A 19,506-nucleotide genomic window follows, 5' to 3' on the forward strand; every position below is an offset into this window, starting at 1 on the left:
GGTTGCCGGCTACTCGCTGGCGCGCACCGCCGGCAATCCGTTCGAACGCAGCTGCGCGTAGACGCTGCGGTTGCGATCGAGCTCGCCCAGGCTGGACAGGCCGCCGAGCACCAAGCGGCCGTCGCGCACGCTGACCCCGCGGAACGGGTTGTCGGTGTACAGATTGGAGCCTTGTAGATAGTCGATGCCGGGCTCGGCGTTGGGGTTGTCGATGCGATAGCCCAACTGCCCCATCAGGGCGTGGCCGAGGCCGTAGTGGCTGATCCAGCCGCCGTTGCCGGGCGGCAACCGATCGACCAGGCCGCGGCTGCGCACCAGCACCGGCACCCGCGCGACCTGCGGGGTGAGCACGTTGTGGCCCCACACGCCGCCCTCGCCCAGCATCTGGCCGTGGTCGGAGGTGACCACGAACAACCCCTTGCCGGGCAGGCGTTCGAAGCGCCGGTACAGCTGCGCGGCCAACGCGTCCTGATACAGCAGCGAGTTGTCGTAGGCGTTGCGTTGGCGGGTCGCGAACGGCAGGGTCGCCGCGGTCGGCCAGCGCGCGTAACGCTGGCCGTGCTGGGCGTAGTTCTTCTCGTAAGGCAGGTGCGCCGTGCGCAGCATGATCACCACGAAATTGCGCGTGCCCGGGGTGATCCGTCGCGCCATGTCCAGCACCGCGTCGTCGCGCGCCTCGATCACCCGCTTGGTGTCGGTATCGCGCGTGCGCACCACGTCGATGCTGGCCACGTCGAGTTCGTTGAGCAGGTTGCCGCTCTGCGTGGACAGCCAGTAGGTGCGGTAGCCGGCGCGCTTGGCCAGGCGCATCAGATTGGTCTGGTAGGAACGCTGCTGACCCAGGTTGCCGGGCTCACGCACGCCGTTGATCAGCAGCGCCAGCGAGGCCGAGGTCGCGGTGGCGCCGGCGATGCCGTGGTGCCAGCGCGCCTGGCCGTCGCGCACCCATTGCGACATCGTCGGCGTGGTGTCGCGCGCGTAGCCGGTCAGGCCCCAGTGGTCGCTGCGGGTCGAATCGAAGATCACCAGCCACACGTTCTGCGGCAGGTCCTGCTCGGCGACGGGCGTGCGCGCGACCCGATACGGCTGGTACTGCAGATCGTAGGACTGCACCGATTTGCCGACCAGATTCACGGCATAGAAGCTGAAGCTGTTGATCGAGTTGTGCAGCGAACTGCGCGCGGGCGCCGGCATGTACTGCGGCATCGCGCGCTGGCTGGCCTTGTAGGGCTTGGTCGCCAGGGCGACGGCCAGTACCAGCAGCGCGATCGGCGCGCGCGGCAGCGGCAGGCGCGGCAGACCCAGGTTGTAGAGCGCGAACAGCAGCGCATAGGGCAGGGCGCCGGTCAGCAGGGTCGGCCAGTGCGCGCGCGCACCCGCCAGCGTGGCCTCGGCGATGTCCGGGGTTTCGCGTGGAATCATCGCCAGGTCCACCGGCGTCAGCGGCCGGCCCATCGCGGCGATGTGGCACAACTGCAGCAACTGCATCAGCGCGAACACGCTCAGCAGCGCGTTGGCCGCCCAACGGCGGCCGCCCAGCCACAGGCACAGGTGCATGAAGAACAGGCCCAGTACCCACGGCAGTTGCAGGCGCGCCAGGTTATGCGGGCTGGTGAGCTGCTGCAGGAAGTCGTCGCTGAGCATCAGCGCCGTGCTCAGGCCGGCGACCGCGGTCAGGCTCGCCCAAGGCCCGAGCCGGACCCGCCAGCCCGGTCCAGGAGCGGGCGCTATCGCGGTCGCGCCGATCTTCATGTCGCCACTCTCCAAACCCAAGTGGCGTTGGAAGGTAAGTAGGTGATTTCACCTACGCGTTAAGGAATTGCTGGCCCACATAGAAAGGGCACATGAAGTGCGCTGTTGCTTGCAGTGATGTGTGCGCCGTAGGCGCCGAGCCTTAACGAGGATTCAGCCGCTGCCGATGCGGCGCATGCCTGCGAGCGCAGCTAAGCCTCTGACCCAGATGAACTTCGCGAATCTGCGGCCAGCGGCCGACGGCTTCGGCTTATGATCGCGCCAACTATTTTCACATTTTCGTCACATTGACGATCCAGCGGCCAGCCGCGGAACGTCGCCCGCGATGCTAGCGTCGCGACCGATCACGCGACCGGAACCCCTCCTGATGCGCCTCGCCGCCGCCGCTGCCCTGCTCGTGTTCGCACTGACCGCCTGCCAGCGCGCGCCCGAGATCGCCGGTGAGGGCTACGACGAGTCGGCCGCGGCCGATGCGCGCCGGATCGAGGCCGACGTGCGCTATCTCGCCGACGATCTGCTCGAAGGCCGCGAGACCGGCAGCCGCGGCCACGACCTGGCCGCGCTGTACGTGGCCCAGCGCCTGCGCGCGATGGGCCTGCGTCCGGCTGGCGAGAACGGCGGCTACACCCAGCGCGTGCCGCTGCTGCGCGCGCAGCGCCTGCCCGAGGGCAACGAACTGGTGATCGAACGCAACGGCGCCACCACCGCGCTGCGCTTTCGCGATCAGTTCCTGCCGCTGCTCAATTTCGACCTGCCGCAGGCGCGGGTGGAGGCGCCGGCGGTGTTCGTGGCTCAGGCGGTGCACGCGCCCGAGTTGGGGCACGACGATTTCGCCGGCCTGGAGGTGCGCGGCAAGATCGCGGTGCTGTTCGGCGGTGCGCCGGCGCGCTTCGCGCCCGACCAGCGCGCGTTCTATTCCAGCACCGACGAGAAGCTGCGCGCGCTGGCCGAACGCGGCGCGGTCGGCGCGGTGTTCGTGGCCACCACCGGCGACGAACAGACCTACCCCTGGGCGCGCTCGGCCGAGGATTGGCAGCGCCCGGGCATGCGCCTGCGCGGCGCCGACGGCCGCGCGATCGACAGCACACCGCAGCTGCAGGTGGTGGCGCGGGTCAGCGCGGCGGTGGCCGACGTGCTGCTGGCCGGCAGCGGCCATACCGCGGCCGAGCTCTACCAGGCCACCGACGCCGGCCGCCTGCGCGGCTACGCGCTGCCCGGCCGCATCGTGCTGGCCGCGCGCAACCGCATCGCGCCGCTGGAATCGCGCAATGTGGTCGCGCGCCTGCCCGGCCGCGACCGCGCCCTGACCGACGAGCACGTGGTGTTCAGCGCCCACCTCGACCACGTCGGCCTGGGCCCGCCGGTGGACGGCGATGCGATCTACAACGGCGCGATCGACAATGCCCTGGGCGTGGCGGTGATGCTGGAGGCCGCGCGCAAAGTGGCCGCCGCGCCGAATGCGCCGCGCCGCTCGATGCTGTTCGTCGCGGTCACCGGCGAGGAGCAGGGCCTGCTGGGCGCGCAATGGTTCGTCCGGCACCCGACCGTGCCCGGCGCGCTGGTGGCCAACCTCAATCTGGACATGCCGCTGCTGCTGACGCCGACCCGCGACGTGGTGCCGATCGGAATCGAGCACTCCAGCCTGGCGCCGCTGCTGCGCCAGGCCGCTCAGGAGACCGGCGTGAAACTGTCGGCGGACCCGGCGCCGGAGCTGAGCATGTTCGTGCGCAGCGACCAATACGCCTTCATCCGCGCTGGCGTGCCCGCGGTCTATCTCAACGGCGGCATCGAGGGCGCAGGGCTGGGCGACGATCCGCGCGCGGCCCAACGCGAGTACCTGCGCCTGCGCTATCACCAGCCCAGCGACGACACCCGTCAGCCCATCCACTACGCCGACGCCGCGCGCCTGGCCCGGCTCAACGCGCGCCTGGGCCAGCTGATCGGCGACGCGCCGCAGCGCCCGGTCTGGAATGATGGCGACTTCTTCGGCCGGCGCTTCGGTGCCGGCGCACAACCAGGGAAGACGAATGCGCATTGAGCCTGCTCACCGACTCGCACCGCTGCTGCGCTGGCCGTTCCTGCTGGCGCTGGGGTTGCTGATCCTCAACGATGCGGTGCTCAAGAGCGCCTGGCATAACGCCTTCACCGGAAAGCTCTCGGACTTCGCCGGCGTGTTCGCGTTCGCCTACTTCTGGGCGGTGGCGATCGGGCGTGGACGCATGGCGGTGCATGTCGCGGTGGGGCTGGCGTTCGTGTGGTGGAAGTCGTCGTGGTCGACCTCGGCGATAGACGCCTGGAATGGCTTGCCGCTGTTCGATGTGGCACGCGTGGTCGACTACGGCGATCTGTTGGCCCTGGCTGTACTGCCGTTGTCGTGGTGGTGCCTGGCACGAGGCGCGCAGCCGAACCCTCGCGACGGCGTTACGCCGGCCTGGCCCCAGTTGGCGGTCGCGGCCATCGCGCTGGTGGCGTTTACGGCGACCAGCCGCCCGTTGACGACGATGACGATCAAGGGCGGCGTCGTGTACCTGGTGCCGCTGTCACCGGAGCAGATGCTGCAGCGCTCACGCGACTATCTCTACGATGAGCGACACGATCCGGAGCTTTATCCGGTAGGGTTCGATTGGTCGGACTGCGCGGTCACGGCCGAGTTCGAACTGCACAGCGCCGACGCCATGACACAGATGACCCTGCGTAAGTTCACCAGCCGCAGCTGCGACATACGCGATGCCAAGCCCGCCGAACTGTTCCGGGCGATGCAACCGGAACTGCGCTCGCGCCTGGGCGCGCGGCTGCTGCAACCCTACGCCATGCCCAATCACACAGAGCTCGAAGCCCGATACGGCGGTCCGCCGAGATGTTGCGAGGCTGATGAGGAAGTCGAAGCAACGAAACCGTAGGATGCGGTGAGCGCAGCGAACCGCATCGGCGCGCATGCTCGCATTGGCGTTGCGGTGCGGTTCGCTGCGCTCACCACACCCTACGCGGCGCTGGCGCAACGACAGCGCGCCATCCCTATACTCAAGCCATGAAAACACTGGGCCTGCTGGGCGGGATGAGTTGGGAATCGACGGTTCCCTATTACCGCCAGATCAACGAGACCGTGAAGGAACGCCTGGGCGGCCTGCACTCGGCGCGGCTGTTGCTGTACAGCGTGGACTTCGCCGACATCGAACGCCTGCAGCACGCCGGCGACTGGGAGCAGGCCGGGCGCGTGCTCGGCGAGGCCGCGCGCGGTCTGCGCCTGGGCGGCGCGGAGCTGCTGGTGATCTGCACCAACACCATGCACAAGGTGGCCGCGCAGGTCGAAGCGATCTCGGGCCTGCCGCTGCTGCACATCGCCGACCCCACCGGCGCGGCGATCCGCGCCGCCGGTCTGCAGCGCGTCGCCCTGCTGGGCACGCGCTTCACCATGGAGCAGGACTTCTACCGCCAGCGCCTGAGCGAACGCCACGGCCTGGAGGTGCTGGTGCCGGATGCGGACGAACGCGAACGCGTGCATCGGGTGATCTACGACGAGTTGTGCCTGGGCACGATCCGCGAGGCCTCGCGCCAGACCTACCGCGAGATCATCGCCGGGCTGGTCGCGCGCGGCGCGCAGGGCGTGATCCTGGGGTGCACCGAGATCGGCCTGCTGATCGGGCCCGACGATGTCGAGGTGCCGGTGTTCGACACCGCGGCGCTGCATGCGCGCGCGGCGGCGTTGGCGGCGATCGAGTAAGGAAGCGGCGCGGGCGTTCGGCTTGGCGCGATGATGCGGTTCGCTGCGCTCACCGCATCCTACGAAGGCGCATGCCTACGAGGTCGACCGTAGGATGTGGTGAGCGCAGCGAACCACATCGCCACCATCGACACCATCAACGCGCCGGCAACGGCAACCCGCGGAACGCCTTGACCGTGCGCAGCACGAAGCTGGAGTTCACGTCGGCCACGCCGGCCTGGTTGAGCAGGCGGTCGAGCAGGAAGTGCGAGAAGTGCTCCAGGTCGCGCACCGCGACCAGCAGCAGATAGTCCATGTCGCCGGTCAGCGCATGGCATGTGACCACCTCGTCCCATTCGTTGACGAAACGGCGGAACAGCTCCAGCGCGTCGGTGTCGTGGTGGTTGAGCTGCACGCGCACGAAGGCCTGCAGGCCCAGGCCGAGGCGCTCGGGGTCGACTTCGGCGCGGTAGCCGGCGATCACGCCCTCGCGCTCCAGGCGCTGGACCCGGCGCAGGCAGGCCGAGGCGGACAGATGCACGCGCTCGGCCAGCTCGGCGTTGGTCTGGCGGCCCTGGCGTTGCAGTTCGGCCAGCAGCAACAGGTCGGTGCGATCCAGCTCGATGGCGGGCATATTCGTGCAACCAAATCGTTAAACACGCAATAATCATGCGCCGTAACCGAGTTCTAGCGCAACAACGCAAGCTTATTGCGCGAATCCGGGGCTACAGTCCTAAGTCGAGCCGCGATCCAACGAATCGCGGATCCACCCGGAATCCCGCCATGAACGACACCACGCCGCAGCGCGTCGAACACCAGCTCACCGACAAGGGCTACGTGCCGGTCTATACGACCGCCGTGGTGGAGCAGCCGTGGTCGAGCTATACCGCCAGCGACCATGCGGTGTGGGCGCAGCTGTTCGAGCGCCAGCAGCGGATCCTGGTCGGTCGCGCCAGCGACGAGTTCCTGACCGCGCAGCGCGCCATGCACATGACGCCCGACCGCATCCCCAAGTTCGAAGACCTCAACGCGGTGCTGCGCGCCGCCACCGGTTGGGAGCTGGTCGGCGTGGAAGGCCTGCTGCCGGAACTGACCTTCTTCGATCACCTCGCCAACCGCCGCTTCCCGGTGACCTGGTGGATCCGCAAGCCCGAGCAGATCGACTACCTCAGCGAGCCCGACCTGTTCCACGACCTGTTCGGTCACGTGCCGCTGCTGATGAACCCGGTGTTCGCCGACTACATGCAGGCCTACGGCCGCGGCGGCGTGAAAGCGCACGCGATCGGGCCCGACGCCCTGGTCAACCTGACCCGCCTGTACTGGTACACGGTGGAATTCGGCCTGATCAAGCAGGCCGACGGCCTGCGCATCTACGGCAGCGGCATCGTCTCGTCCAAGGGCGAGTCGATCTACTGCCTGGACTCGGACGCGCCCAACCGCATCGGCTTCGATCTGGAGCGGATCATGCGCACGCGCTACCGCATCGACACCTACCAGAAGACCTACTTCGTGATCGACAGCTTCGAGCAGCTGATGGACGCGACCGCGCCGGACTTCACCCCGCTGTACGCGCAGCTCGCCGCGCAGGGCTCGGTGCCGGCCGGCGAGGTGCTGGCCGGCGACACCGTCTACCACCGCGGCACCGGCGAAGGCTGGCTCAACGACGGCGACGTCTGAGCGGGCACGCTCACGGCGCGCCCTGCCCCAGTCGAACGGCGCTCAGCCCCGCGCCGCGAGCGCAAACGGCGCCGGCCGTTGCGCGCCTTCGGCCGCCGCCGACAGCTGACGCGCCAACGCACGCGCCGCCACGCGCAGCTCCGGCACCGCGGTGATCTCCCACAAGCGCCCGCGCAGCAGCGGCCCCAGGCAGTACAGGCCGCGCACCGGCGCGCCGTTCGCGTCCAGCGCTTCGTAGCGCTCGGAGGCGTTGAGGCCCAGGCCCAGGGGATCGGCGCTGATCAGGCCGGATTCGCGCAGGTGCGCGATCAGCGGATGGGTGGTGCGTTCGATGTCGGTGTCGAAGCCGGTGGCGCGGATCAGCACGTCGTAGGTCTCGCTGCGCACCTGGGTCTGGCCGCGCTCGCGGATCAGCGCCTCGACCGCGTCGGTGCCGCGGCGCGCGCGCAGCAGCCGCCCCGCGCGCACCGTGAGCTGGCCGCTGACCTGCAGCGCATCCAGTTCGGCCGCGACCGGCGGCGCCAGGCGGTGGCGCACGCTCTCCCAGTACGAACGCAGGTGGCGCAGGAAGCGCGCGCGCTGCGGCTCCGGCAGGCCGCGCCAGAATCCCTGCAGATACGGACGCAGCGCGTCGATCAGGCTGCGCCAGTCGGACACGATCGGCAGCAGCATGCGCAGCGAGCGCAGCAGCTGGCCCAGGTCGTGCGCGTTCAAGGCCTGCAGCACGGTCGGCGGCAAGGCGATCGGCGCGCTGGCCTCGTCCAGATGCCGGCGCGGCAGCAGGCCATGGCGCGACAGCGCCGCGATCGGCCCGGTGTGGCCGCGCCGGCGCAGGGTCGCAACCACGTCGGCCATGGTCAGGCCGGTGCCGACCACCAGCAGGCGCGCGTCTGGGGCGATGCGGTCGATCGCGCCGTCCTGCCAGGGCCAGGCCAGATAGCTGGGATGCACCGCCAGGCGCGGGCCCACGCCCGCCAGCGGCTGCGGCGGCAGCGCGCCCAAGGTCAGCACCACGCGCTCGCTGAAAAAATCGCTGCCGTCGGCCAGATGCACGCGGAAACCGCCGGGGCTGCGTTCGACCGCGATCGCCTCCTGTTCGACCAGATGCAACGTGGCGGCGCTGGTGTCGGCGGCCGCGCGCAGGCGCGCATGCAGGTATTCGCCGTACAGCAGCCGCGGCAGGAAGCTCTGGCGTGCGCGCTCGGTGAGATTGAGCCAATCGGCGAACTCGGCCGGATAGTCCGGCGTCGCACCCAGGTCGCGCGCGCGCACGTTGAGCAGATGCTCCGGTCGCGCCTCGCCGTAGGCCACACCGCGGCCGTAGCTGTCGGCCACGCCGACCAGGGTGATGTCGACGCCGGGACCGGCCTGCGCCGCCAGTTCGCTCGCCAGGGCGCTGCCGCTGAAGCCGGCGCCGATGATCGTGATCCGCATGCGCATCGCCTCACGTGGGGGGAGGCTACGTTCTAGTGGATCGCGCCGGCGGGTGGGTAAAGCGCGGGTTATTTGGGCGGGCCGCTCACCCAACGAAATGGCACAGGCACATAGCCGAACGGAATCTCGCCGATGCGTCCGCGATCACAGCGCGCGCGAACTTGCCGCGCCCCGCGCGGTAGGCACGGTCGCCGCGGGCCGCGCAGCCGCGTACTTGCGGTCCAGCACCCGCTTGGCGATCACCGCCGCCAGCAGCGGGCCGAACCAGGCGAAGTAATGCAGGGCCACGCCGTCCACCGCCGGCAACAGGCGCGGCAGGCCGATCGCCAGGAAGGCGACGTGGGTGGCGATGGCGTTGCCCAGCATCGCGCTGTAGTGCTCGCCCAGCCACCAGCGCGGGCGCGCGGCCAGGCGCGCACGATGCAGGCGCTTGTTCAAGGTGTCGTAGCCGACGTACAAGCCGATCGCGGAGAAGCCGATGAACAGCGGCGAGCCGTCGTGCACGCCCAGCGCGAGGACGCCCAAGCCGGCCAGCAGCGCGAGCAGGCCAGAGCCGACGTAGACCGGTCCGGTGTAGCGCGCGACATCGTGCTTGTCGCGGATCGCGCGCCAGGCCGCCCACACGCCGTTGGCGGTGATCGCGACCAGGTAGCCCAGGAACACCGCGATGTAGAGCTGGCCCTGCAGATAACGCACCACCGCCATCGGCACCGCAGTGATCAGGATGCCCAGCATCGCCAGCAGATAGGCCTGGCCGAAGCGACGGTGCAGCGCGCTGCCCTTGCGCAGCGCGGCGGCGGCCCAGAACGTGGCCAGGGCGAGCACGCCGATGCTGCCGTGCGCGGCAACCAGGATCGAGTAAGCGGTCATGACGTCGGCTCGTTGGCGGTTGCGCACAGCCTCGCGCCGCGCGCCGCGCCGGCGCAGTGCCCGCGGTCACCGACGCGACCTGCCGGAAGTCACCTTTCGCCGAACGGGCATTGCCAGTCGCGGCGCCCGCCCGCAGCATGCGGGCATGAAGTCATCCTTGCTGCGAGCGATCCTCGACAACGCGTTCCTGCGCGTGGTGTTCCAGCCGCTGAACCTGCCGGCGTTCCTGACCTGGCTGGCGGTGGGTCTGTCGCTGCGCTTCGACAACCGCGCCGACGATGTCTGGCAATGGCTGGCGATGGCCGGTTTCGGCCTGGCCTTCCTGATCGGCGACTTCGTGCCGCGCAACCAGCGCGCGCTGACCGCGCTGCTGCTGACCAGCGAAGCGATCTGCGCGCTGGCGCTGACCTGGCTGGCACCGCGCGGCGGCACCACCCCGGCGCTGCTGGTGATCCTGTCGGCGCAGCTGGCGATGATCTATCCGGCGCGGACCACCCTGGTGGCGATGCTGCTGATCGACTTGGGCCTGTTCCTGGTGCTGCGCGCATCGGGCCACGACGCGGCCCTGATCGTGGTGCTGATCTTCGCCGGCTTCCAGGCCTTCTCGTCGCTGATCGCGCACTACGCGCGCCGCGCCGAGGAGGCGCGCGACCAGCTGTCGCGCGTCAATGCCGATCTGCTGGCCACGCGCGCGCTGCTGGCCGACAGCGCGCGCGACGCCGAGCGTTTGCGGGTGGCGCGCGAGCTGCACGACGTGGCCGGGCATAAACTCACCGCCATGACCCTGAACCTGCGCGCGCTCGCGGCCGACCCGGAGTACGCCAAGCGCCCCGAAATCGCGATCGCGCAGCGTCTGTCGAGCGAGTTGCTGGGCGATATCCGCAATGTGGTCCAGGCCCTGCGCGATACGCGCGGTCTGGACCTGGGCGTGGCCCTGCGCGCGCTGGCCGCGCCGATGCCGCGCCCGCGCCTGGAACTGAGCATCGCCGACGACGTCCATCTCACCGACCCGGCGATCGCCGAAACCATCCTGCGCCTGGTCCAGGAAGCGCTGACCAACAGCGCCCGCCACGCCGACGCCGAGCGCGTGCGGGTCGCGATCGCCCGCGTGGGCGCCCGGCTGCGCATCAGCGTGGAGGACGACGGCCAGGTACGCGGTGCGCTGCGCGAGGGCAACGGCCTGGCCGGCATGCGCGAACGCGTGGCCGCGGCCGGCGGAACCCTGGCCTTGCAGACCACGGTGCGCGGCGCGCTGCGCATCGAAGCGGAGCTGCCGGCATGAGCGGCCCGAAGATCGCCCTGGCCGACGATCAGGCGCTGGTGCGCGCCGGCCTGCGCGCCTTGCTGGAACTGCAGGGCGTGAGCATCGCCTTCGAGGCCGACGACGGCCAGGTCCTGCTGGACGGCCTACAGCAGACCCCGGTAGACGTGGTCCTCAGCGACATCCGCATGCCCGGGCTGGACGGCATCGAGGCGCTGGTGCGCCTGCGCGAACGCGGCGACCGCACCCCGGTGCTGCTGCTGACCACCTTCGACGACGGCGACCTGCTGCTGCGCGCGACCGAGGCCGGCGCGCAGGGCTTCCTGCTCAAGGATGCCGCCCCCGAAGACCTGTACGACGCGATCGTGCGCGTGGCCGCCGGCGACACCCTGCTGCAGCCGGTCAGCACCGAGCCGGTGCGCGCGCGCTACCGCTACCACGCTGACGACGCCCCGCGCGCGCTGTTCACCGAGCGCGAGGTCTCGGTGCTGCGGCTGATGGCCGGCGGCTATTCGAACAAGGAGATCGCGCGCGCGATGTTCCTGGCCGAAGGCACGGTCAAGAACTATGTGTCGGTGATCCTGGAGAAGCTGGACACGCGCGATCGCACGCGGGCGGTGTTGAAGGCGATTACCCTGCGGGTGATTTGAGAGGGCGGTGCGTGCGCGTGGAGGACGAAGCGGCGCCGCGGCGCCAAGAGCAAATCCCCCTCAATCACCCCTTTTTCAAAGGGTGAAGACAAGCACGGCTACACGCGCGGAGGCCGTGCGCCGAACTCAAATCGTGGGGAGGCTTAAGACCGCGGTCGCGGACCGGGTGGAAGCGCACACCCTCTCCCGCGGACGGAAGAGGGTGCGGCGTGCGGAGGCGGCGCCAGGCCGCGCTCCGCTGGACGGGCGATTAGGCCGCGGCGTCCTTGAGCTTCTTGAGCGGACGCACCTTGACCTTGACCGAAGCCGGCTTGGCAGCGAACCACTGCTCTTCCTTGGTGAAGGGGTTGATGCCCTTGCGCTTCGGCTTGGCCGCCACGTTGACGGCGGTGATCTTCAGAATGCCCGGCAGGGTGAACGCGCCCGCGCCCTTCTTGTTGATCGAAGCGTGCACGGCGCCTTCCAGCGCGCTCAGCACCGCACGCACGTCCTTGGCGACCACGCCGGTGGCTTCGGCCAGATGCGCGACCAGGCCCGACTTGCTCAGGGCTTCCTTGATCGGCTTCGGCGCGGCCGGCTTGGCGGCAGCAGCCTTCGGAGCGGCCTTCTTCTTCGCAACAACTTTCTTCTTCGTCGCCATTTATTTGTCCCGGTGGTACTCGATGAATGGATGGTTTGCCAGGAAACCCCTTCGGCAAGGCGGAATGTAGGGCAACATCGCGGCCACGCCAAGCGCCGAATGGCGGAAAAAGCGCTTTTTTTTCGTCATCGCGCCCGAGCGGTCGCCGATACGGGCGCGAAAGGGCCGGGAATCGCCCCGCAGCCGGCGCGCGCGCCGGCGTGCCGGGCACCGCCGATACGGCCCGAATGCGCCCGTTTCCGACCGCTCGCGCGCGTTCATCGCTAGCCGCGGCGGCGTCAGCGGGCGTCGGCGGGATTGGCGCCGACCGAGCGCAGGTAGGCGTCGAGGCCGCGTTCGCGGCTGTCGCCAAAGGTTTCGCCGGTGGGCGCGTACTCGACGATGCGATCGGGGCGGAAATTGCGGAAGTCGCCGCGCAGGCGGCACCACGCGCCCAGGGTCCAGCTGCCGCCCCAGAACGACAGGCACAGCGGCTCGACCTCGCGCTGGCTGGCGCGCGCCTCGTTGTCGCGGTACAGCAGGCGCAGCACGCGCAGATCGGAGATGGCCCCGTGGAGGGCATCGATCAGGCCGCTGGCCTCGATCCGATTGTCGAGCTGGGGCGCGAAGATGCGGGTGCGCCGGCTGCGGTCCTTGAGCTCGGGCGGCAGCACCGCCTCGATCTTCAGCAAGGCCGCGGTCGCGCTTTCGCCCAGGCGCTCGCCCGCGAACGCGCGCACGAAGCGCGTGCCGACCACCAGGGCTTCGAGCTCGTCGGGACTGAACATCAGCGGCGGGATGTCCGAGCCCTTGCGCAGCACGTAACCGACGCCGGCCTCGCCCTCGATCGGCACGCCCGAACGCTGCAGGTCGGCGACGTCGCGGTAGACCGTGCGCAGCGATACCGCCAGCGTCTTGGCCAATTGCTGGGCGGTGATCGCTTGGCGGCGTCCGCGCAGGGCATGGATCAGCAGGAACAGTCGGTCGGCACGGCGCATGCCGCATGATCCCGCGCCACGCGTTCGGGCTCAACACGCGCGCGGCGGCGGGTCATGAGGGGCAGGGCCTTGGTCGGGCCGGGTGCGCGCATCGCCACGGTCCTAGGACGCGACCGCCAGCTCCGCGTCCGAATCGCGGTCGTGCTTGGGCCCGCCCACCGCGCCGGCCATGGCCATCGCGCGGGCCACCGCGGCCGCCGCGGCCTGTTGCGGGCCGTCGGCATCGGCCAGTTCCGAACGCGCCGACGGGCCCAGCCGCAGCAGCACCGGCGCCGCGGCCAGATCGCCCAACATCGCGTCCACCAGCACCTCGCGCCAGCGCGGATCCAGATTCAGGCTGCGCGTGGCCTGCGCCCAATGGTCCTCGTCGGCATAGCGTGCGAACCACACGAACACCCGCTCGCCCTCGCGCACCGGCAGGCGCGGGAAGGTGTTCTCGGAAGCGTCGGTGACGTAGGTCGCGACCAGTTCGGCGCCGGAGCCGCGCAACAGCGGCGCGAACGCGGACTCGAACAGGTCGTCGAAACCGTCCTCGGCCGGCGCGTTCAAGCTGCAGATGCCGGCCACATAGACCGATGGCGGCAGCGTATCGGCGCCCACCGGCGCGCGCGCCGACGCGGCCGGCTTGAAGCCCGAACCCGCGCGCGCGGGCTTGAGCAGCAGCACGTTGTCGTTGTCCAGCAAGGTCGCGTTGGCGGCATCGCGATGGCGCTGCCAGACCGGGCCGAAATAGAACGAGTTCAATGCGGCGGCGCGCTCGCGCATGCCGGGAAACCCGCGCACCCAGACGTAGCGGTCGGGTTCGTCGAGGTCGCGGAACTGGCCGATCACGTGGATGCCGACGGCTTCCTGGGTCTCGACGAATTCGCGTTCGAACAGCTCGACCAACTCGTCGCGGCGGCCCGGCTGCATCTGGTACTGGCGCAGTTCGATCACCGCGTCGTCGTGGACCAGGCGGCCGTGCTCGTCGATGCGGCGCATCCACATATGCCAGTTGGTTTCCCAGGTCTTGCCGCCGTCGGTGGAAAAGGCTTGGTGCCAGTGCGCCGCGTTGGCGCTGATCTGGTCCCAGGTGAATTTCGCCAGCACCGGCCGGCCTTCGTGCTCGGCCGCGCCGACGAACGTACCCACGCCGTCCTTGAACGCGCCCACCACCGGCGGCTCGAGCACACCGTCGTGGTTGCCGGCCCAGTACAGGCTCCACTGCCGGGTTTCCGGATTGAACAGGCGCAAGGTCATGCCGAGAAACTTCTCGCCGCGACCGGGGCGGCCCCAATCGGTGACGAAGTCGTCGACGTTGCCCAGCCCGCCCAGGATGGGCTCGCAGCCCTGGGTGGCCTCGAACACTTCCCAGTCGGTGGAGCCGACCAGGCGTGCGCGCAGGCGTTCGTTGCGGATGGTCCAGCGGCCGTGGAAGAAGTCGAAATCGTGGCGGCCGTCGTTGGCTGGCGTGCTGTCGTTCATGACTGTCTCGCTGCGCGCGGTGCGCGCCTGGGGTTCACGGAATCGTGCGTAGGGACTGCGTCGTCGCTCAAGCCAGCCGGGTCATGTGCATGACCCAGTTGGTTTCCCAGGTCTTGCCGCCATCGGGCGACAGCGCCTGTTCCCAGCGCAAGCTGCGTTCGGTGATCTGCGACCAGACCGCGCGCGAGGGCAGCATTCGGCCCTGGTGCGCCTCCTGGCCTTCGAACACGCCCACGCCGTCGCGGAAGCCGCCGATCAGCGGCGGTTCGAGCACGCCGTCGCGGTCGCTGGCCCAGTACACGAACCACTGCCGCGTTTGCGGCCGGTACAGGCGCAGCGCCATGCCGACGATGCCGCCGCCCCAATCGGTGGTGTAGCGGTCCATGCTGCCCAGGCCGCCGAGCACCGGTTTGCATTCGTCGATGGCATCGAACTCGATCCACTCGTCGCTGCCGGCCAGGCGCTCCTTGAGGCGGCGGTTCTTGACCTGCCAGCGGCCGTGATAGAAGTCGAAATCGTGGCGGCCGTCGCGTTCGGGCATGGCGGAGCTTCCTGTCGCTGGAGTGGAGGCGGCGTGCGCGAACACCGTCGCGGGCAGCGTGGCGGCCATCGCCGCCGCCGGGGCGGCCACGCCCCATCGCAGGATTCGTCGTCGTTGCCGGTCCATGCTCGCGCCCCGCCCGTGCCGATCGCACCGGCACAGACTGCGCCCGGGCTACTGCCAGCCTGCTGTCAGTAGCCTGGCTTGCGATTTCGCGCGAGCCGGCTCATCCGGCCGGGTCGGGCGCGCGCGGGAAGAACACCGCGATGCAGAAGCCGCGACCCTCGATGCCGTCGCAGGGCTCGATGCGCGCGTCATGGATCTGGGCGATGCGCGCCACCAGCGACAGGCCGATACCGCTGCCGCCGTCGGCGCGCCCGGGCTCGGACTGGCCGGGTACGCGGAAGAAGCGGTCGAAGATGCGGCCGCGATCGGCCTGCGGCACGCCCGGGCCGTTGTCGGATACGCGCAGCTCCACGCCGCGCACGCCGTCGCGCACCGCGTGCAGGCACGACACCGCGACCTGGCCGTCCATGCCGGCGTAACGCACCGCGTTATCGATCAGGTTGCGCAGCAGGATGCCGAGCTGGTCGACGTCGCCCAGGATGGTGCAGGGCTCGGACTGCAGGCTGACGCGCTGGCGGCGGTCGCGCGCCAGGGTCTCGAAATCGCGCACCACCAGCACCACCAGTTCCGACAGCGACACCGGCAGCAGCGGCGGCGGGCCGGCGCCGGCGTCCAGGCGGGCCAGATCCAACAGCTGCTCGGACAAGCGCGCGCTGCGCCGCACGCCCGCGCTCAGGCGCTGCAGGGCGGCGTTCTTCTCCTCGATGGTGTCCGCGCGCAGGGCCAGGTCGGCGTGCGCGGTCAGCACCGCCAGCGGCGTGCGCAGTTCGTGGGCGGCGTCGGCGATGAAGCGGCGCTCGTGCTGGACCGCGTTGTCGACGCGTTCGAGCTGGCCGTTGAAGGCGTCCACCAGCGGGCGGAATTCGCTGGGCAAGCCCGGCGCGTGCAGCGGCGTGAGGTCCAGCGGCTTGCGTTCCAGCAAAGTACGCCGCAGCGCCGTCAGCGGGCGCAGCGAGCGCCCGATCACACCCCACACGGCGATGCCGAACAGCACGAAGATCAGTGCCGCCGCCAGCACGCTCCAGGCGATCCAGCCGCGCATCTCGTTGACGATCTGGTACTTGGAGCGGCCGACCTGGACGGTGATGCCGCGCTGCGGCTCGGTGAGGCTGTACACGCGCCAGCGCTCGCCATCGATCACCCGGGTGGCGAAGCCGTCGCGGAAGTCCGGCTTCAGCGGTTCCAAAGGTGCGGCCGGCGAATAGACCACGTTGCGGCCGTCGACCCAGACCTGGAAGCTCATCTTCCAATCGCGCGCGCCGTTGGGCTTGGGCGGACGCGCGCGCGCCGGCAGGGCCTTCAGGCCATCGGGCATCGAGCCCAGAACCTGCGCGGCGATGTCGCGCAGCGAGGCGTCCCACAGGCCGGTGCGCTCCATGCGCTGCTGCCATACCTGACAGCCCATCCAGACCAGCCAGGCCACCATCACCGCCTTCAGCAGCACCCAGGTCAGGCGCCAGCGCAGCGAACGCGTCCTCATGCCTGCGCACCGCCGATGCGGTAGCCGTAGCCGTGCACGGTCGCGATCACCTGCTCGCCGAGCTTGCGCCGCAGTTGGTGCACGTAGACCGCGATGGTGTTGCTCTCGATGGTGCCGGAGCTGCCGTACACGGCTTCCTCCAACTGCTCGCGCGTGACCACGCGGCCCTGACGCTCCATCAGCAGCATCAGGGTACGGAACTCGTGCGCGCTCAAGGGCACCGGCTCGCCGTCGCGGGTGACTTCGCGCCGCGCCGGGTCCAGCACCAGGTTGGCGTAGCTGAGCACCGGCGACACCCGGCCCTGGCTGCGTCGCATCACCGCGCGCAGGCGCGCGTACAACTCGTCGGGCTGGAACGGTTTGACGATGTAGTCGTCGGCGCCCGCGTCCAGGCCGACGATGCGGTCGCTGAGCTTGTCGCGCGCGGTCAGGATCAGCACCGGGGTGGCGTCGTAGCGGCCGCGCAGCACCGACAGCACGCTCAGGCCGGAACTGCCGGGCAGGCCCAGATCCAGCAGCACCGCGGCGTAGGAATGATCGATCAGCGCGGTCTTGGCCAGGGCCGCATCGCCGACCCAATCGACGCTGAAGCCGTTCTGGCGCAGCCCGTCGCGCACGGCCTCGCCGAGCATGACGTCGTCTTCGACCAGCAGGATGTTCATGACGGCAACCGATGGCGGTGAATGGGCTACAGCTAACGGGACGTATCGTGCGCGACGGCGATTAAGAAGTTCTTAAAGCGCGGCGCCGCGCGTTCAGCCGATCTTTACGCCACTTAAAAACTTCTTAAAAGCGCGCGCGCAGCATCCTCCTCGCCGACCCACCCCACGGGTCGTATCGAACGGAGATCGCCATGCCCGCATCGTCACGTCCCGTTTTGTCCCTGATCGTAACCCCGGCGCTGCTCGCAGGCTGCGCCTCCATCCCGCGCAGCCAGACCCCGGTGGCCGCGATCGCCGGCCTGGACTGCGAGGCCCTGGCCCAGGAGCAGGCCCTGAGCGAACGCAGCCGCGACGCCGCCCAGCACGCGCGCAGCAACGCCTGGAAGGCGGTGCTGCCGATCGCGGTCGGCGTGCGCTACGCCTCGGCGCGCTCGGCGCAGTCGGAGGCCGAACAGCGCCTGCAGGCGATCCGCGCCAGCCGCGACGCCCACCGCTGCGCGGACGCGCCCGCCCAGTCCGTCGACCTGGGGGCCGAGGTATGAGCCTGGTCTCGCCCCTGATGAGCGTGGTGCGCATCGCGCAACGGCCGGCCGCGGTCGCGCCGGCGGGCCCGCACGCACGCGCCGTGCGCCCCGACGACCTGCCCGCGCTATTGCGCCTGTGCACCGAACACGCCGAGCTGACGGTGTTCGAGCGCCTGCCCTACGGCCACGCCCGCGACAGCCTGTTGGAGCTGCGCGAGGCGCTGTTCGAACCGCCGCTGCGGGCTTGGGCCTGGATAGCCTACGTCGACGGCGAAGCGGTCGCCTACGCCAGCGCCACGGTCGGCTTCTCGTTGCTGGAACGCGCCTATCACCTGTGCCTGGAAGGCCTGTACGTGCGTGCGGCCTGGCGCGAACGCGAGATCGAAGCCCTGCTGTTCGAGCAGGCGCTGGACGCCGCCGCGCGCTTCGGCTGCCTCAACCTGCAATGGCAGGCGCCGGCCTGGAGCGAGGCCGCGCGCGCGTTGGACCTGCCGCGCCGCGCCACCCGCATGGAAGCGCTGCGTTACGTGCTGCCGGTAGGCCCCGCCGGCGACGCCGGCTAAGCCCATGTCCGCGCCGCGCGCCGCCCTGCCCGTCCCCCTCGCCCCAGCGCGTCCCCCGCGCAGGCGCCGCGCGCGTCGCGCGCTCCTCTTCCTTTTGGTAGTCGCCACTGTCATGACCACGCTCTCCCTCAGCGCTTGCCGCACCACCGCCTACCCGGACTCACCGCAGTTCCGCGACGGCGGCTTCCGCAACCCGATCGCGCCCAAGACCGTGGGCTGGCGCGAAATGCCGGCCATGCTCTGGCGCTTCGCCTTCGACAAGCCCGCCGACACCGTGCCCAAGACCGCGCCGCCGGTGGCCGCGCTCACGCGCGAACAGTTGTTGGCCGCGCCCGACGGCAGCCTGGTGCGCTTCGGCCACTCCACTGTGCTGCTGAAGCTGGACGGCGCGTTCTGGCTGACCGACCCGGTGTTCTCCGAGCGCGCCTCGCCGGTGCAGTGGGCCGGCCCCAAGCGCTTCCATGCGCCGCCGATGACGATCGCGCAACTGCCGCAGATCAAGGGCGTGATCCTGTCGCACGATCACTACGACCACCTCGACAAGGCGGCGGTGCTGGAGCTGGCGGCCAAGACCGAGCACTTCCTGGTGCCGCTGGGCGTGGGCGATCTGCTGATCGAATGGGGCGTGGACGCGGCCAAGGTGCAGCAGCTGGATTGGTGGCAGTCCGCCACCATCGACGGCGTGCGCTTCGTCGCCACGCCCTCGCAGCATTTCTCCGGGCGCGCTATGTTCGCCGACAACCCTACCCTGTGGACCTCGTGGGTGATTCGCAGCTCGCGTCTGAACCTGTACTTCAGCGGCGACACCGGCTATTTCGACGGCTTCAAGGCGATCGGCGAGAAGTACGGCCCCTTCGACCTGACCCTGTTGGAATGCGGCGCCTACAACGCACAGTGGGCGGGCGTGCACATGCTGCCCGAGCAGACCTTGCAGGCGCATCTGGACCTGCGCGGCCGGCGCCTGCTGCCCATCCACAACGGCACCTTCGATCTGGCCATGCACGCCTGGACCGATCCGATGGAGCGCATCACCGCGCTGGCGCGCGACGCCGGCGTGGAAACCCTGACCCCGGTGATGGGCACGCCGGTGAACCTGCACGCGCCGCCGGCGACCTCGGCGTGGTGGCGTACGGGGCGTTGATCCAAAGCGAAGCCGTAGGATGCGGTAAACCGAAGGCGCACCGC

19 protein-coding genes are annotated in these 19,506 nt (G+C 70.0%); 9 read left to right on the forward strand and 10 right to left on the reverse strand.

Going from position 1 to position 19,506, the window contains the following annotated elements; translation table 11 throughout:
- Positions 1-9 precede the first annotated feature (9 nt).
- Positions 10-1,752, reverse strand: a complete 1,743-nt coding sequence (locus tag ASD69_RS09800) for a phosphoethanolamine transferase (RefSeq protein WP_056177338.1) — start codon at positions 1,750-1,752, stop codon at positions 10-12.
- A gap of 367 nt (positions 1,753-2,119) precedes the next feature.
- On the opposite strand from ASD69_RS09800, the gene ASD69_RS09805 reads away from it, so the two are divergent.
- The 3 genes from ASD69_RS09805 (at position 2,120) to ASD69_RS09815 (ending at position 5,473) form a co-directional block, all read left to right on the forward strand.
- Entirely contained in the window at positions 2,120-3,790 is a 1,671-nt protein-coding gene (locus ASD69_RS09805; RefSeq protein ID WP_056177340.1) for a M28 family metallopeptidase, read from the forward strand.
- A complete protein-coding gene (locus ASD69_RS09810; RefSeq protein ID WP_056177342.1) occupies positions 3,780-4,652 on the forward strand; it encodes a hypothetical protein in 873 nt (290 codons plus the stop codon). The genes ASD69_RS09805 and ASD69_RS09810 overlap by 11 nt, the downstream gene beginning before the upstream one ends.
- A 128-nt stretch (positions 4,653-4,780) precedes the next feature.
- Entirely contained in the window at positions 4,781-5,473 is a 693-nt protein-coding gene (locus ASD69_RS09815) for an aspartate/glutamate racemase family protein (protein WP_056177344.1), read from the forward strand.
- A 136-nt stretch (positions 5,474-5,609) separates the two neighbouring features.
- Here ASD69_RS09815 and ASD69_RS09820 read toward each other — a convergent pair whose 3' ends face one another.
- Positions 5,610-6,086 (reverse strand): Lrp/AsnC family transcriptional regulator, encoded by a 477-nt coding sequence (locus tag ASD69_RS09820; protein ID WP_056177346.1) that lies wholly within the window; start codon positions 6,084-6,086, stop codon positions 5,610-5,612.
- Between the two features lie 149 nt (positions 6,087-6,235).
- On the opposite strand from ASD69_RS09820, the gene phhA reads away from it, so the two are divergent.
- On the forward strand, positions 6,236-7,129 hold the full coding sequence (gene phhA, locus ASD69_RS09825) for a phenylalanine 4-monooxygenase (protein WP_056177348.1): 894 nt from the start codon (positions 6,236-6,238) through the stop codon (positions 7,127-7,129).
- 42 nt (positions 7,130-7,171) lie between these two features.
- Here phhA and ASD69_RS09830 read toward each other — a convergent pair whose 3' ends face one another.
- Together ASD69_RS09830 and ASD69_RS09835 are read right to left on the reverse strand one after the other, a co-directional pair.
- Positions 7,172-8,563, reverse strand: a complete 1,392-nt coding sequence (locus tag ASD69_RS09830; RefSeq protein ID WP_157499136.1) for an FAD/NAD(P)-binding protein — start codon at positions 8,561-8,563, stop codon at positions 7,172-7,174.
- 144 nt (positions 8,564-8,707) lie between these two features.
- Positions 8,708-9,433, reverse strand: a complete 726-nt coding sequence (locus ASD69_RS09835; RefSeq protein ID WP_056177351.1) for a hypothetical protein — start codon at positions 9,431-9,433, stop codon at positions 8,708-8,710.
- Positions 9,434-9,578: 145 nt separating this feature from the next.
- Here ASD69_RS09835 and ASD69_RS09840 point away from each other — a divergent pair, with 145 nt between their 5' ends.
- On the forward strand, positions 9,579-10,715 hold the full coding sequence (locus ASD69_RS09840) for a histidine kinase (protein ID WP_056177353.1): 1,137 nt from the start codon (positions 9,579-9,581) through the stop codon (positions 10,713-10,715).
- Positions 10,712-11,344, forward strand: coding sequence for a response regulator transcription factor (locus tag ASD69_RS09845; RefSeq protein ID WP_056177355.1), 633 nt, complete (start codon positions 10,712-10,714; stop codon positions 11,342-11,344). Before ASD69_RS09840 ends, ASD69_RS09845 begins: the two co-directional genes overlap by 4 nt.
- A 250-nt stretch (positions 11,345-11,594) precedes the next feature.
- Here the strand turns inward: ASD69_RS09845 and ASD69_RS09850 are convergent, their stop codons facing one another.
- From ASD69_RS09850 to ASD69_RS09875, 6 genes are all read right to left on the reverse strand, one after another.
- Complete coding sequence (locus ASD69_RS09850; RefSeq protein ID WP_056177357.1) at positions 11,595-11,984, reverse strand: HU family DNA-binding protein; 390 nt, start codon at positions 11,982-11,984, stop codon at positions 11,595-11,597.
- Positions 11,985-12,262: 278 nt separating this feature from the next.
- The gene (locus ASD69_RS09855; protein WP_056177359.1) at positions 12,263-12,961 is read right to left on the reverse strand and encodes a YafY family protein; all 699 of its coding nucleotides are present in this window, start codon (positions 12,959-12,961) and stop codon (positions 12,263-12,265) included.
- Between the two features lie 102 nt (positions 12,962-13,063).
- Complete coding sequence (locus tag ASD69_RS22460; protein WP_056177361.1) at positions 13,064-14,425, reverse strand: NIPSNAP family protein; 1,362 nt, start codon at positions 14,423-14,425, stop codon at positions 13,064-13,066.
- 67 nt (positions 14,426-14,492) lie between these two features.
- Positions 14,493-14,966 (reverse strand): hypothetical protein, encoded by a 474-nt coding sequence (locus ASD69_RS09865; protein WP_056179753.1) that lies wholly within the window; start codon positions 14,964-14,966, stop codon positions 14,493-14,495.
- Between the two features lie 226 nt (positions 14,967-15,192).
- The gene (locus ASD69_RS09870; protein ID WP_056177363.1) at positions 15,193-16,572 is read right to left on the reverse strand and encodes an ATP-binding protein; all 1,380 of its coding nucleotides are present in this window, start codon (positions 16,570-16,572) and stop codon (positions 15,193-15,195) included.
- Positions 16,569-17,234, reverse strand: coding sequence for a response regulator transcription factor (locus ASD69_RS09875; RefSeq protein ID WP_056177366.1), 666 nt, complete (start codon positions 17,232-17,234; stop codon positions 16,569-16,571). Before ASD69_RS09875 ends, ASD69_RS09870 begins: the two co-directional genes overlap by 4 nt.
- A gap of 191 nt (positions 17,235-17,425) precedes the next feature.
- On the opposite strand from ASD69_RS09875, the gene ASD69_RS09880 reads away from it, so the two are divergent.
- The 3 genes from ASD69_RS09880 (at position 17,426) to ASD69_RS09890 (ending at position 19,462) form a co-directional block, all read left to right on the forward strand.
- Positions 17,426-17,776 carry a hypothetical protein gene (locus ASD69_RS09880; protein ID WP_157499137.1) on the forward strand — a complete coding sequence of 117 codons (351 nt, stop codon included), beginning with the start codon at positions 17,426-17,428 and terminating at the stop codon, positions 17,774-17,776.
- Positions 17,773-18,321 (forward strand): GNAT family N-acetyltransferase, encoded by a 549-nt coding sequence (locus ASD69_RS09885; RefSeq protein ID WP_056177370.1) that lies wholly within the window; start codon positions 17,773-17,775, stop codon positions 18,319-18,321. The genes ASD69_RS09880 and ASD69_RS09885 overlap by 4 nt, the downstream gene beginning before the upstream one ends.
- Before the next feature lie 112 nt (positions 18,322-18,433).
- Complete coding sequence (locus ASD69_RS09890) at positions 18,434-19,462, forward strand: MBL fold metallo-hydrolase (protein WP_056177372.1); 1,029 nt, start codon at positions 18,434-18,436, stop codon at positions 19,460-19,462.
- The last annotated feature ends 44 nt before the right edge of the window (positions 19,463-19,506 follow it).

The sequence above is a fragment of the Lysobacter sp. Root604 genome, assembly GCF_001427505.1.
In the GTDB taxonomy this organism is placed as follows: domain Bacteria; phylum Pseudomonadota; class Gammaproteobacteria; order Xanthomonadales; family Xanthomonadaceae; genus Lysobacter.